This window comes from Variovorax sp. S12S4 (assembly GCF_023195515.1).
Lineage (GTDB): Bacteria > Pseudomonadota > Gammaproteobacteria > Burkholderiales > Burkholderiaceae_C > Variovorax.
Genome location: NZ_JALPKR020000002.1, coordinates 1,701,554 through 1,714,731 on the forward strand (window position 1 = coordinate 1,701,554; position 13,178 = coordinate 1,714,731).

At 66.7% G+C, this 13,178-nt stretch carries 15 protein-coding genes; 5 read left to right on the top strand and 10 right to left on the bottom strand.

The window, feature by feature from the left end:
- Nucleotides 1–102 precede the first annotated feature (102 nt).
- Complete coding sequence (locus M0765_RS08640) at nt 103–369, bottom strand: hypothetical protein (RefSeq protein WP_258503133.1); 267 nt, start codon at nt 367–369, stop codon at nt 103–105.
- A 297-nt stretch (nt 370–666) separates the two neighbouring features.
- Here M0765_RS08640 and M0765_RS08645 point away from each other — a divergent pair, with 297 nt between their 5' ends.
- The 3 genes from M0765_RS08645 to M0765_RS08655 all read left to right on the top strand — a co-directional run bounded on the left by M0765_RS08645 (nt 667) and on the right by M0765_RS08655 (nt 3,179).
- Nucleotides 667–1,188: a hypothetical protein gene (locus M0765_RS08645; RefSeq protein WP_258503134.1), complete on the top strand. Its 522-nt coding sequence runs from the start codon at nt 667–669 to the stop codon at nt 1,186–1,188.
- 127 nt (nt 1,189–1,315) lie between these two features.
- Nucleotides 1,316–1,801, top strand: coding sequence for a hypothetical protein (locus tag M0765_RS08650; protein WP_258503135.1), 486 nt, complete (start codon nt 1,316–1,318; stop codon nt 1,799–1,801).
- Between the two features lie 130 nt (nt 1,802–1,931).
- A complete protein-coding gene (locus tag M0765_RS08655; RefSeq protein ID WP_258503137.1) occupies nt 1,932–3,179 on the top strand; it encodes a metallophosphoesterase in 1,248 nt (415 codons plus the stop codon).
- A 12-nt stretch (nt 3,180–3,191) separates the two neighbouring features.
- On the opposite strand, the gene M0765_RS08660 is transcribed toward M0765_RS08655, so the two are convergent.
- The gene (locus tag M0765_RS08660; RefSeq protein ID WP_258503138.1) at nt 3,192–3,689 is read right to left on the bottom strand and encodes a polyhydroxyalkanoate granule-associated phasin; all 498 of its coding nucleotides are present in this window, start codon (nt 3,687–3,689) and stop codon (nt 3,192–3,194) included.
- 205 nt (nt 3,690–3,894) lie between these two features.
- Here M0765_RS08660 and M0765_RS08665 point away from each other — a divergent pair, with 205 nt between their 5' ends.
- On the top strand, nt 3,895–4,470 hold the full coding sequence (locus M0765_RS08665) for an acyloxyacyl hydrolase (RefSeq protein WP_258503140.1): 576 nt from the start codon (nt 3,895–3,897) through the stop codon (nt 4,468–4,470).
- A gap of 17 nt (nt 4,471–4,487) precedes the next feature.
- Here M0765_RS08665 and M0765_RS08670 read toward each other — a convergent pair whose 3' ends face one another.
- Genes M0765_RS08670 through M0765_RS08680 form a run of 3 tightly spaced genes read right to left on the bottom strand, consistent with a single transcriptional unit; the run spans nt 4,488 to nt 7,532 of the window.
- On the bottom strand, nt 4,488–5,444 hold the full coding sequence (locus M0765_RS08670; protein WP_258503141.1) for a lysylphosphatidylglycerol synthase domain-containing protein: 957 nt from the start codon (nt 5,442–5,444) through the stop codon (nt 4,488–4,490).
- Between the two features lie 19 nt (nt 5,445–5,463).
- The gene (clsB, locus tag M0765_RS08675; protein WP_258503142.1) at nt 5,464–6,735 is read right to left on the bottom strand and encodes a cardiolipin synthase ClsB; all 1,272 of its coding nucleotides are present in this window, start codon (nt 6,733–6,735) and stop codon (nt 5,464–5,466) included.
- A 14-nt stretch (nt 6,736–6,749) separates the two neighbouring features.
- The gene (locus M0765_RS08680; RefSeq protein WP_258503143.1) at nt 6,750–7,532 is read right to left on the bottom strand and encodes an endonuclease/exonuclease/phosphatase family protein; all 783 of its coding nucleotides are present in this window, start codon (nt 7,530–7,532) and stop codon (nt 6,750–6,752) included.
- A 225-nt stretch (nt 7,533–7,757) separates the two neighbouring features.
- Between M0765_RS08680 and M0765_RS08685 the strand changes: the two genes are divergently transcribed.
- The gene (locus tag M0765_RS08685; RefSeq protein WP_258503144.1) at nt 7,758–8,186 is read left to right on the top strand and encodes a serine/threonine protein kinase; all 429 of its coding nucleotides are present in this window, start codon (nt 7,758–7,760) and stop codon (nt 8,184–8,186) included.
- A gap of 93 nt (nt 8,187–8,279) precedes the next feature.
- Here the strand turns inward: M0765_RS08685 and M0765_RS08690 are convergent, their stop codons facing one another.
- The 5 genes from M0765_RS08690 to M0765_RS08710 all read right to left on the bottom strand — a co-directional run bounded on the left by M0765_RS08690 (nt 8,280) and on the right by M0765_RS08710 (nt 13,110).
- Nucleotides 8,280–8,858, bottom strand: a complete 579-nt coding sequence (locus M0765_RS08690; RefSeq protein WP_258503145.1) for a Spy/CpxP family protein refolding chaperone — start codon at nt 8,856–8,858, stop codon at nt 8,280–8,282.
- Nucleotides 8,859–9,005: 147 nt separating this feature from the next.
- Nucleotides 9,006–10,115 carry a flavodoxin family protein gene (locus M0765_RS08695; protein WP_258503146.1) on the bottom strand — a complete coding sequence of 370 codons (1,110 nt, stop codon included), beginning with the start codon at nt 10,113–10,115 and terminating at the stop codon, nt 9,006–9,008.
- Nucleotides 10,116–10,192: 77 nt separating this feature from the next.
- The gene (locus M0765_RS08700; RefSeq protein ID WP_258503147.1) at nt 10,193–11,077 is read right to left on the bottom strand and encodes a pirin family protein; all 885 of its coding nucleotides are present in this window, start codon (nt 11,075–11,077) and stop codon (nt 10,193–10,195) included.
- A gap of 66 nt (nt 11,078–11,143) precedes the next feature.
- Entirely contained in the window at nt 11,144–11,923 is a 780-nt protein-coding gene (locus M0765_RS08705) for a GNAT family N-acetyltransferase (RefSeq protein ID WP_258503148.1), read from the bottom strand.
- Nucleotides 11,920–13,110: a biosynthetic peptidoglycan transglycosylase gene (locus M0765_RS08710; protein WP_258503149.1), complete on the bottom strand. Its 1,191-nt coding sequence runs from the start codon at nt 13,108–13,110 to the stop codon at nt 11,920–11,922. The genes M0765_RS08705 and M0765_RS08710 overlap by 4 nt, the downstream gene beginning before the upstream one ends.
- Between the last annotated feature and the right edge of the window lie 68 nt (nt 13,111–13,178).

Genomic DNA, 13,178 nt, shown 5'->3' on the forward strand with positions numbered 1-13,178 from the left:
AATTCAATGTCTCGGCTTCAATAATTTACCGTTCGGGTTTCCGGGGCTGCCTTCCCTTTCACCCACAGCGGATTGCGCCGGCAATCCGCCGGCGCTTGTCCTTTACGGCATGCGCATTGGCCGGCGCACACCCCAGCCGCCTTGCATCAAGCGCGCGACCCGAGCCAGCCCGCCGGTACCACTGGCAGCTCGGCCAACCAGGGCACCGCCCGCGGCACCCGCCAGCACCCGGCGCACGAGCGACCGGCTGCGTCCGGCGGTCAGCAGCAGCAGGACGCCCGCGCCTAGAACCGCGAGGTGCTCGCCCGGGAAGTCCGGCCGCTGCGCATCCATCTTCTTGACTGCCTCGATCTTGGATCCGATGTTCATTGGAAGCTCCTTTTCTGTACGAACTTCTTCATATCAAGCGAGGCGATGCACCGGTGTAGGCGCGGGTCACGTGCAACGCGCCGAATCGGGCGTACGGCGTTGTTTGTCAGGGTTTTCACATAGAGGAAGACCAAAAGCGGCCGCACGGCCCGTCATACAGGCGTCACGAGCTATTAAAACAATAGCGTTCAATACTTTCGCGAGGATCGTTCCTCGTAAACGCTATATCTAGCCCGACTCTTGCTAAGCAAAATCCTCGACGGATTCACGTCACCCATGATCGAGGACATCGAAGCAATGAACCTTTTGCGTCTCCGGCAGCCGATGGCTGCGTTGGTACTGGGCGGCACAGCAGCATTCTTGGGGGCCATGGCCACATCGGCCCATGCGTTCTCGAACCCGCCCATACAGATGGCGCAAGGCGTCGAATACATGTGCGGGGGCACGAGCAAGGCCGAGGCGTCGTTCATGCAGATGGTGTCGCCGCGGTGGGCGGCGACCATCGAGTTCGGCATCAACGACAGCACGCAAAAGAGCAATTTCCCGGTGCGGGCCGCGGTTCAGGTGCGCGAAAAGTACACGGGCCGCCCCGTGATGGAGGCGCAGTCGAACGGCCCCTACATGCTGGCCCGGCTCGATCCCGGCGCATACGACGTGAACGTGACGCTCGGCGGCCTGACGATCACGCAGACGCTCACCGTGATTGCCGGCGTGCCGTCCCGCGCGGTCTTCATGTGGCCTTCGAATTTCGACATGGCCTCGGTGCTGCCGCCCGCGCCGCAAACGCAGGCGCTCGCGCAGACCTCCGCCGCCCGCTAGGGGGGTTTTCTCCCCGGCCTCGGTCCGGCAGACGCCGGTCCTTCCTGTTAAGCCTTGTCTAAGCCGTGCGCCGCACAGTGGCGCCGTGGCCTTCCGCCACGCAGACAAGGAAGAAAGGATTCAGACCATGAGCACCCTGATTTCATCTCGCATGCGGCCCGTTGCGGCCGCCGCGCTGTGCGGCGCCGTTCTTCTCGCGGCGCTTTCGACGGCGCATGCGGCGGTCAACCCGCCGATCTACATGACGCACGGCATCGAATACATGAGCGGCGGCATCGGCAGCGACGAAGCCAAGCTGATGGAAACCGTGGCGCCGCGCTGGCCGGCCACTTTCGAATTCGCCATCAAGGACCACAAGGGCGCCGAGTTCGCGGCCGACGTTCACGTCACGGTGCGCGACAACCGGGGTACGGCGCTGATCGACAACGTGGTGTCGGGCGGCCCGTTCATGGTGGCGCGGCTCGACCCCGGCACCTACGAAGTGGAGGCTCGCTTGCTTGGAAACACGCTCAAGCAAACGCTGCACGTCTTGCCGGGTGCGCCCGCCAAGGTGGCATTTGTCTGGCCGGCGGGCACCGACATGGCATCCGCCGGCACACGCACGGTGCAGTAGAACGCGAGGCGGGTTCTCAAGCCCGCCGCCGGCGCATGCATTCCGGCGCCGGTATCGTGCGCAACGCCTGCTATCCGGGTGAAGCACGCTATAGAAAAAATAGCGCGCTGCGGGCCAGCCGGCGTCTTGAATGCACGGCATGCGCCTTGCAGATGTTGCCTCCCGGGCAGTGCCCGTTCCCATTGCCCCCATGCCGATACGTCCCCTGAGCGTTCTGACCGCGCTCCTGCATGTCTACATTGCGCTGCGCCTGGTGCCCGCGCTGGCCATGCTCACCCCGGCCTGGCCGCTGGCGCTCGTGGCGCTTGCCGTTTCGGCCTTCACGATTCCACTGCCGTTCATCTCGCGCCGCTCCGAGCGCAACGCCTCCCTGAAGGACGCGCTCAAATGGACCGGACTGATCAGCATGGGCTGGTTCTCCTCGATGTTCGTGCTGACGCTGGTGCGCGATGCAGGCCTGCTGCTCACCTGGCTGGCAGGCGCGTTGGCGGGCCTGCAGGTTTCCTGGAACGCAGTGCTGCCGTGGAGCGCCATAGCCGTGCTGGTGGTCGCCACGCTGGCCTCTTTTGTCGGTTTTCTCAACGCGCGCCGCACTGCGGCCGTCAAACGCGTCGAGGTTCCCATTCAAGGGCTGCCTTCCGCGCTCGAAGGCTTCACGATTGCGCAGCTCAGCGACATCCACGTCGGGCCGACGATCCGGAGCGACTACATCCAGCGCATCGTCGATGCGGTGAACCGGCTCGGCGCCGACGCCATCGCGATCACCGGCGACCTGGTGGACGGCACGGTGGCCGAGCTGCGCGATCACATCGCGCCCCTTGCAGGATTGCGCGCGCGGCACGGTACCTTCGTGGTGACAGGCAACCACGAGTACTACGCCGGCGCGCATGCATGGATCGAAGAGCTGCGCCGGCTCGGGCTGAAGGTGCTGCTCAACGAGCACGTGGTGCTGCAGACGCGCAATGTGCGCGGCGCGCAGAACGACGAAGAACTGTTCGAGAGCCAGCTGGTGCTGGCCGGCGTGACCGACTTCACCGCCGGCCACTTCGATCCCGCGCATCAAAGCGATCCGCATCTTGCGCTGTACGACGCGCCGCCGCTGGTGCACACGCGCGTGCTGCTTGCCCACCAGCCGCGCAGCGCGCCGCTCGCGGCCCGGGCCGGCTACCAGCTGCAGCTGTCGGGCCACACGCACGGCGGGCAGTTCTTTCCGTGGAACCTGTTCGTGCCGATGCAGCAGCCATTCACGGCCGGCTTGCACAGGCTGCACGACATGTGGATCTACGTGAGCCGCGGCACCGGCTATTGGGGGCCGCCCAAGCGCTTTGGCGCGCCTTCCGAAATCACGCTGGTCACGCTGGTGCCGGCGCGCAGCTGACGCTCTTGCCGGTCAGTCGCGCAGCTCGGCCAGGCGCCGGGCGTTCGACGTGGCCGCTGCGTGGATCGGCTTCAGCCCTTCGCGCGCGATGCGAACCGCCGCACCCGAGAGCTGGCCCGCCGTGCTGGCCGCGCGTGCCGAGGCCTTGACGAAAGCGTCGCCGCGCACCGCCGCCTGTGCGGGCGTGATGCTGCCGGCCATCGAAAGAAAAGCTCCCGCGCTCAGAAACCATTGCTGCAGCACGCGGCTTGAGAGCGACACATGGCTGCTGTGCCACTGCCTGACCATTGCGGCGCCCGCCTTGCCCGCGGCGGCGAGCTTTTCGTCGCCCATGAGCTGGAACTCGGCAAGGTCCGCCGCGCTGGGCGTGAGCCCCGCCTTGGCCATGCGTTCGGTGCGCATGTGAATCACCGAGCCGGAAGACAGCAGCATTTCCTGGGTTTTCAGGGCCACGTCGGCCCACAGCATCAGCGGGCTGGCCAAACGGGCGGCGGAGGTAAGAGACGACATGGGGCGAGGGCCGATCTATGGGGATGAATGAACACCACTATAGGCTGCGCCTGTGCAAATTGCTGCAGTGCAACAAATTCAACTCTGCAGGAATGTTGAAGAAGTCCTACCTTTCGACATGGCAATAGCCTCGGGCGAAGGCGCGGAACGGAGCGGAAAGTAATTATTTCCTTCCTTTCCATCATTTGCTTTCAAAACCCACATCATGAAAGTACCACCGTCCGCGTCCCTCGGGGCTGCCGTGTTCGCAGGCATTCTCAGCCTGCTGGGCACCGAGGCTCATGCGTTCGAAGACAGCGCACGCGGCATCTACTTCGAGGGCGGCCGTGCGCCGCATGGCGACAAAGGAGCCACCAACTCGGCCACCGTGGGCGTCACGCTGCCCTGGTCGTTGCGCCAGCCGGTGCATGAAGGCGCGCTGACCTCCTATTGGGACCTGTTCATCAGCCAGTGGCATGCGCCGGCGCTCGGCAGCGGCTCGCGCAACTACACGCAGCTCGGCGCCATCTACACCTGGCGCTACCGCTTCGGCGGGGGCAGCTCAGCGTGGTTCGCCGAAGGCGGCGTGGGCGGCACGGTCATGGACCACCTCTACAAGACGCCGGACCGCACCTTCAGCACCGCCTTCCAGTTCACCGAGGTGCTGGGCGTGGGACGCAGCTTCGGCGAGAACGGCAGGCACGAACTCACGCTGCGCCTGCAGCACTTTTCGAACGCAGGCATCAAGAAGCCGAACCCGGGCGAAAACTTTGTCCGGCTGCGCTACACCTATCACTTCTAGAAGAAGAACAAGAACGCTCAGCGCGTGGTCGTGCGCAAGCGCCGGGTGCGCAGTTCGGTCACGAAGTAGGCCACCGTGGCCACGGCCAGCGGCAAGAGGTAATAAAGCCCCCGGTACACCAGCAGCACGCCCAGCAGCTTCCCTTGCGGCACCTGGTGCGAGAGCAGGGCGATGAACACCGCTTCCAGCACGCCAAGGCCCGCCGGCACGTGCGTGACCACGCCCGCCACCGCGGCCACCAGCAGCACCGCAAGCACCTGGGGGTAAGCCACCTGGCCCTGCAGCAGCACCCAGATCACGCCGCCGATCAGCGACCAGTTCAGGCACGACATGGCCAGCTGGAGCAGCGCCATGCGCAGCGCCGGCACCTTGAAGCGGTATTGCCGTATGCGAAAGACGCGCCCGCTGGCCACCGCGCACAGCACCAGATACGCCGCCGCCAGCAGCAGCAGCACCGCGCCAAGAACGCGCAGGCCGCCGTTGTCGATCTTCCATTCGTCCGGCAGCACCATCGGCCAGAAGCAGAAGGCGGCGCCCGCCACCACCAGATAGCCGAGCCAGTTGGTCAGCATGCTGAAGCCGAGCACGCGCGTGATGGTGTCGTTGGAAAGGCCCAGGCGCGAATAGAGCCGGTAGCGAAACGCCACCCCGCCCACCAGCGAACCCAGGTTCAGGTTGAAGGCATAGCTGATGAAGGTCACCCCCATCACGCTCGCGGCGCGGAGCCGGTGGCGCGTGAGATAGCGGCCCAGCAGGTCGTACGTGCTGTAGGTCGCAAAACTGCCGGCGGCCAGCGCGCCTGCCAGCAGCAGCGTGGACGCTGGCAGCGCGCGCATGGCGTCGAACACTTCTTGCCAGTCGATGGCCCGCGCCTGGTTGACCAGCAGCCAGGCAATGAGGCCGAAGAAGCCCCATACCGCGATGCGGCGAACCCAGGGCCACCAGGGGCGGTGCGCGAGGCTCATGGTGCTCATGGGAAAGCCGCCGCGCAGTTCATGCCGCTTCCGTCGTCTGGGTGGCACCGTTGTCGCCGGTCTTCTCGCGCTGGTCGCGCTTTTCGGCAAGATCGGTGGCCTGGGCCAGCGTGAGGCGCGGCACCTGGCGCGGCAACCAGCCCAGCCATGAGGGATACCAGCGCAAGAAGTGGAAGATGAAAAAGCTGCGCACCAGCCGCCAGCCGCTCCATTCGCTCTCCAGGTCGTCTTCGCGAATCAGCTTGCAGCTCTCGCGCATGAGCGTGTCCATGCGCTGCCACAGCAGGTCGTTGAACGCCTTGTCGCGCGCGATCACGTTGGCTTCCAGGTTGAGCGAGAGGCTCAGCGGATCGAGGTTGCTCGAGCCGACCGTGCTCCAGTCGTCGTCGATCAGCGCAATCTTCGCGTGCAGCGGACGGTCGCAGTATTCGAAGATGCGCACGCCCGAATGCAGCAGGTGGTGATAGAGCATGCTCGCGGCCGTCTTGACGATCGGCATGTCGGGCTCGCCCTGCAGGATGAGCCGCACATCCACGCCGCGGCGCGCGGCGCGTCGCAGTTCCTTGATGAGCCTGTAGCCCGGAAAGAAATACGCGTTGGCAATCACGATGCGCCGTCGCGCGGCGCGGATGGCGGCCAGGTACTGGCGCTCGATGTCGTTGGTATGGCGGCGGTTGTCGCGCGTGACGAACATCGCCTCCACTTCGCCCACGTGCTCCCGCGCAACCGGCGGCGCCTGCTTGAGCCGGCGGCGAAACCAGCGCGGCCCCTTGTCGCCGAGCGCAATCGCACGCAGCACGAACTGGTGGATCTGCGCCACGATCGGCCCGCGGAGTTCGACCGCGTAATCCTGCTTGGCCTTGGGCCCATAGTCGAGCAGATGGTCGGCCGAATAGTTGATGCCGCCGACGAACGCGAGCTCACCGTCGACCACCACGATCTTGCGGTGCATGCGCCGAAACACGTTCAGCCGCTGGCCCAGGATGCGCTTGCCCGGGTCGAACACCCGCATCTTCACGCCAACCGAGCTCAGGCCTTCGATGAACTCGCGCGAAAGATCCGGCGAGCCGAAACCGTCGACCAGCACATCGACCTTCACGCCGCGCTGGGCCGCCGCGCGCATGGCGGCATGCAGCGCCATGCCAACCTTGTCCTCGAAGAGGATGAAGGTCTCGATGATCACCTCGCGCCTGGCCTGGTGAATGGCATCGAACACGCGCGGAAAGAACTCCTCTCCGTTCTCCAGCAATGAAATGCTGTTGCCACCGACCCAGCGGGCTCTCTGGTCCATGTCGGCCACCATCTTCAAAGGTCGATGTTCGCCACCAGCGGCGCATGGTCCGACAGGTGCGACCAGGGCTTGCGCGGCAGCACCACCGGCGCATGGACGCCCGCGTTGCGCACATAGATGCGGTCGAGCGACAGCAGCGGAAAGCGCGAAGGAAAAGTCTTGGCGGCCGAGCCGTTCGCACTCACGAACACCTCGCGCAGTGCGGCGCCTTCTTCGAGCACTTGGTGGGCGCGCCCGCGCCAGTCGTTGAAGTCGCCCGCGACGATCAGCGGCGCATCGGCGGGCACTTCGTCGCGCACGATGTGGCACAGCAGCTCCAGCTGCTGCTGCCGGTGCGCCTCTGCCAGGCCCAGGTGGGCGCAGATCGCATGCACATCGATGGGCCGGCCGGGCAGGCGCAGAACGCAATGCAGCAGGCCGCGCTTTTCAGGCCCGGCCACCGACACGTCGTGGTTGCGGTAATGCACGATCGGAAACTTGGACAGCACCGCGTTGCCGTGGTGCCCGCGCGGGTACACGGCATTGCGCCCGTAGGCGAACTGCGGCCACATGGTGTCGGCCAGGAATTCGTAGTGCGGCGCCTCGGGCCAGTTGTTCACCTTGCGCGAGTGGCGCGAATGGGTGCCGAGCACTTCCTGCAGAAACACCACGTCGGCGCCCACCGTGCGCACCGCATCCCGCAGTTCCGGAAGGATGAACTTGCGGTTGAGTGCGGTGAAGCCCTTGTGGGTGTTCACGGTCATCACCTTGAGCGAGGTCGGCGCGGCGGCGGCGAGTGGAATCGGGGAGGAAGACATCTGTCCTGCGGTTGTACGTTGCCGCGCCGCCCGCGCCTGTAGGAACGCGCCACCTTCTTGCCACCTTTGCCTCCGGCCTTCGCGACAGGGGGGCCGGCTCCTACAGGCAGGCCTGCCGCACCCCGACACAGGGGCCATGGCGGGCCTCCTACGGTGAATTCAGGGTCAGGAAACGGCCCGCCTTTCCACTTCATTCATCCGCAGAGACAAGCAAAGGAACACACCATGAAGCACGCAGTCTTTCACGCCACGGTGCTGGCCGGCCTGATGGCCGCCACCGGCGCCGCCATGGCGCAAGCCACATCAATACCCGCGCAGCCCGATCCGGCCGTGGGCGGCCAGGCCAGCACGCAAACGCCCTCCGGCGTGCCCAACCCGCCGCAGCGGCCCGATGCGAGCATGCCCAATTCGCGCGAAGCGGTGAAGGCCGAGGCCCGCGCCCACAACCGCAACAACGTCAACAACCCGGTGCCCAAGGGCGAAGCCAGCACCACTGTGAACGCGCAGCCCAATGCCATGCCGCAACCCACGGGCGCAATGTCGCGCGCCGAGGTCAGCCAGCAGGCCCGCAAGACCAAGCCGCAGTTCGGCCAGAAGGGTGAAAGGCCCGACGTGCCGACGAACCCGACCGAGAAGACCGGCACGCCGCAGTAAGCGTCCGTGTACGAAAAAAGGCCCGCGATGCACGAGTGCATTGCGGGCTTTTTCATGCGTGCGCCTTGTCAGGCGCCGTCACGAATGCGGGGCTCAGCTCTTGGCGGCTGCCGCGGTGTGGCCGGCGTCGCCATGGCCGTGATGACCACGGTGGCCGCGGTGCCCGTGCATGCCGGCATGCACTGTTTCCGCGTCGAAGGTCTTCTGCTGCTCGGGCGTCAGCGCGGCATAGAAGGTCTTGGTGGCTTCGGCGCGCTTGGCGAACCTTGCGCTGCGCTCGGCCTGGCGGGCCTGCATGCGCTCCAGCCGCTCGGGCGTGGTGAGCTTGGCAAATTCCGCGCGGTCCAAGCGCTGCGGGCGGGCACCGGCCGGCGGCTGGGTGGCCGTCGTGAAGCTGGCCCACGCGCTTTCCTGTGCGGAAGTCAGCTTGAGCTTTTCCTTCAGCGCGGCCAGGCGCTTGGCGCGGTGCTCTTGCATGCGCTCCATGCGCTGGGCCGGGTCCATGCGCTTGTGCTGTGCCTTGGGTGCCGCGCCATCGGCTTGCGCAACGGCGGCGGGCGGAGCGGCGGAGGTCGCGGGCGCAGCCGGGGCCTGTGCAAAGGCACCCGAAGAGGCGAGGGCGGCCGAGCCGAGAAGGCTGGCCCAGACGATGCGTTGGCGAAGAGAGATCATGAGAAGTGCTTCCTTTCGAAGAAGCCCGCCGCCAATGGGCAGCAGGTGAAGCGAAGTGTGGAAGACCTCTGTATCTCCCAGGTGAGCCGAAAGTGAGCGTGCGTAAAGAATCATGAACCGCACGGACCTCACCGCTCCGGGCGTGATTTATTTGGGCCTTGGGGGCTTCAATCCACGGTCGGGCGACTGCAGCTTGCCGGTGCGCATCTCGCCCACCGCCAGCGCCACGGCGCGCGCCACGTTGCGCACCTCCTCCTGCACGTCCTCATCGGCGTCCAGGGCGTCGTGGCTGGTGGCATAGGGCTCGTAGTAGCCGATGTAGCGGTCGAAGCGGGCCTGCGAGCCGGCATCGATCAGGCCCATCCAGTCGAGCCAGTCCGACAGGTTGCGGCGCACGCTCTCCACGCCGGCCACGTCGCCATGCACCACCACGCCGTAGACGCGGCCTTCGAGGTGCTTGGGATAGCCCCAGCCCTCGAGCTCGAGGGCCTTGGCTTCTTCGGGCTTCTTGCCGTGGGTGCTGGTGGGATCGGGGTTGCCGCCGTCGGCGCACACCAGCCGGTCGATCATGAGCTTGAGCGGGCTGGCCGACTGGTACCAGTGCGTGGGCGTGAACACGATCACCCCGTGCGCGGCCACCCAGCGTTCGTAGATCTCGTTCATCCAGTCGCCGGTCTGGCGCATCGAGTGGTTGGGATAGCAGCTGCAGGGCCAGTGGCACAGCGGCATGGCGGTGGAAACGCAGCCTTTGCACGGATGGATGTGGCGCCCGTAGTCGGAGGTGAGCAGGCTCAGGTCGAGCACGTCGGTCTCGATGCCGCAGCCCTCGAGCACCTCGCGCGCGAGCTGCACCAGCCGCCACGTCTTCGAAATTTCGCCAGGGCAGGTGCCGTCGTTGCGCGGCGAGCCGTTGACCAGCAGCACGCGCGACCGCGTCTGAGGACTGCGCCAGGATGCTTGGGCCGCGTCGATACGCGCCTTGGCTTCGAGCCAGTCGACGGAGAGGTCGTAGTCCGGGTCGGCATAGCCCGCGCCGGCCTTGCGCGTGACGGGCGCCTTGCGGCCTTCCTGGTAGGCCTCCCACGCAACGAGCTCGATGCGCTGCAACGCTTCTTTCTCGGCTTCGAAGGCCGGGTCGCGAAAAGGCTGCATGAAGCGCTCGTGAAACTGCTCCCGCTTCAGTGTCTCGGGTGCCTGGCCCTTGCGGACTCTGGGGGATTTGGTCGCGGCTGTCGGAGGGGTCGTGCTGGAGGGCATGACCGCAATCTATGCCGAGCCCGCGCCCCTGTGACCTGCGGACGGTGCCGATTTTCGGTAGGCCTTCGACTACAGCGTCATCCGAATTTGCCGTTCTGAAAATCGTGCACGGCCTCTTTCACCTGCTCCTGCGTGTTCATCACGAAGGGGCCGTATTGGGCAATGGGCTCGTTCAGCGGCTTGCCGGCAATCAGCAGCACGCGCGCCGGGCTGTGGTTGGTGGCACCCGCGCGCAGCACCACGCCGTCGCTGCCCGGGTCGTTCGCCAGAATGGCCATGCGGCGCGTCGGCACCTCGCTGCCCGCAATCCACACCGACTCGCGGTACACGTACACCAGTGCGTTGTGGTCGTTAGGCAAGGGCTGCGCAAACTCGGCTCCGGGCGGCAGGCTGAGGTCGAGGTACAGCGGCTCGGTGTGCTCGCGCCGCACCGCGCCTTCGATGCCGTGGCTTTCGCCCGCGATCACGCGCACGTGAACGCCCGTGGCGGTGGTGTATTCAGGGATTTCCTCGCTCTGGATGTCGCGGTACCAGGGCTCGCGCATCTTGTCCCTGGCGGGCAGGTTGAGCCAGAGCTGAAAGCCTTCCATCAGGCCTTCTTCCTGCTCGGGCAGCTCGCTGTGCACCAGCCCGCGGCCGGCCGTCATCCATTGCACGCCGCCGTTTTGCAGCAGCCCCTCATGGCCCGCGCTGTCGCGGTGGCGCATGCGGCCCGCAATCATGTAGGTCACGGTTTCGAAGCCCCGGTGCGGATGGTTGGGAAAGCCGCCGATGTAGTCGCCCGGGTTGTCGCTGCCGAAGGCGTCGAGCATCAGGTAGGGGTCGAGCCGCTTCTGCAGCGGCTGCTGCAGCACGCGGGTGAGTTTGACGCCGTCGCCATCGCTGGTCGAAACACCGGCCACGATGTGGTCGATGCCGCGCGGCGTGGCCACGGGATCGGTCGGGTGGTTTGCGTTCTTCATGCGGCCATGGTGGCACTAACGACCCGACCGCGCCACCCGTGGGGGTGCCGGTTTCAGGTTACGAAATCAGCGCGGCCACTGCTGCCGCTGCCAGTAGCGGTACTGCCACTGCGTGGAAAAGCCGGCGCGCCGGTAGAGCGCGTGAGCCGGCATGTTGTGCGCATCGACCTGCAGGAACACGCGCTCGAACCCGCGTTCGAGCGCGGCCTGCGCCAGCCCGGCCAGCACGCGCCCGGCCAGGCCCCGGCCGCGCTGCGACTGCTCGGTGCGCATGCCGTGCACGCTCGCCCATCCGTGGCTGAAGGCCATGGCGCCCGCCGCAACGGTGCGGCGCCCTTCGCGCACGCTGGCATACAGCGAGCCCTTGGCGCGGGACAGCGCCCGCACGCGGTGCGCACCGTCTACAGGATCGAAGCCTTCGCCGAGGAACAGCGTGGCCCACGCCTCGTCGGGTGCGGCATCGACGTCGGCCAGCGCCGCATCGGCCGACGCCACCTGCCGCATGCGCCTTGCGGAGCCGATCTGCACGCAGGTGGGCGAATCGCCCACGTAGTGCCGCTGCTCCAGTTCGGCCCGCAGCGGGTCGAAGCAGGCCGTGTCAGCCAGGCGGAACGCGGGCACGAACTGGTGGCTGTCGTAGCGGGCCTCGATGCGGTCGAGCGTGCTGTCGCTCACGGCCCCCCGGTGCAGCGGAACGGCCGACCTCGCGCGCTTGACGGTGCCATCGTCGAAGGGCAACAGCCAGCCGTCGAGCTCCTCGACGGCAAGGGGCGACACAGCGGCGACGGTGGCGCGCTCGATGGCTTCGATCTCGCCGCTCTCCACGAACGCGCGGGTGTCATTCATGGCGCGGCCTCCGGCGCCGGGAATTTGGCGGCCGCCACACTCTTGAGCAGCGTCTCGCGCTGGTTGCGGCTGATGCCGCGCACGCTCTCGGCCACCCACTTGGTGCGATCCGGGTCAATGCGGCCGTCGCGCCGCCATTGTTCGAGCACCGCATGCGGCTTGTGCAGCATGGCCGCAAGCCACACGGCCTGCGCAGGCTCCAGGTTGCGTGCCGGGCGCTTGAAGTAGCGGCGCGCCGCGGCTTCGGCGCCGCACAGGTTGCCGCCCCAGGGCGCGTTATCAAGGTAGAGCTGCAGGATGCGCGCCTTGCCGAGCGTCTGTTCCATTTCGACCGCATAGAGCAGTTCGCGCAGCTTGCGTTCCGCCGTGCGGTCGCTGCCCGTCACCAGCAGCTTGGCCAGTTGCTGCGTGAGCGTGCTGCCGCCGCGCTTCGTTTGGCCGTCTTTCTGGTTGTTGTCGAGCGACGCAACGATTTCCGCCAGGTCGTAGCCGGCATGGCTGAAAAAACGCTGGTCTTCGGCCGCGATGACCGCGCGCGCCAGCCAGCTGTCGTTGGCCAGCTTCGACGGCGCGCCGCAACCGGTGCGCGCGCCAAGCATGGCTTCGGTCCCCAGCCCTTCGACGGTGAACTGGCTGACGACAGGAACCACCGCGAACGTGCCCTCAGGCAGCGCGACCTGCCCGCGCAGCGCCAGCGTGCCGCCGATGCGCGCACGCTGCAGTTCGGGCAGGTTGGGCGCAAGCACCGCGTACCAGCGCGCAATGGGTGCATCCTTGATGTCGGCGCTGAGCAGAAGGTTCTTGGGCGTGAGACGGCCTTCCCACTGGCCGTGGATCACGGCCGACGCCTCGGCGCTGCGGGGTGTGGCCTCCAGCATGCCCGTCAGGGTGTTGCCGTCACGCTTGACGGTGGCAAGCAGGCCTTCGACCCGTATCGGCTGCGTGCCGAGCGCCGGAACCTCGACCGTGCAGGGCGCGCAGCGCAATTCGAGCGCGCCGGCCTCGTTCTTCCAGGCGAAATGCACGGTGCCGAAGCGAGTGTCGAGCGCGTGACCGTCCAGGTGCGGCGCAAGCCATGGAGAAGTGGCCAGGCGCACTGCCGTGGGCATGCCGACTTCGAAACTCAGCGGACCGGCCTTGACCGTGCCGCGCCATTCGCCCGGTGCGGGCGCGAGGGCGAACTTCACTATCAGGAAGATAGCTATCGCTGCAGTGACTACAAGGGCCAACAGCCCGTAAATCGCAGATCTCAGGG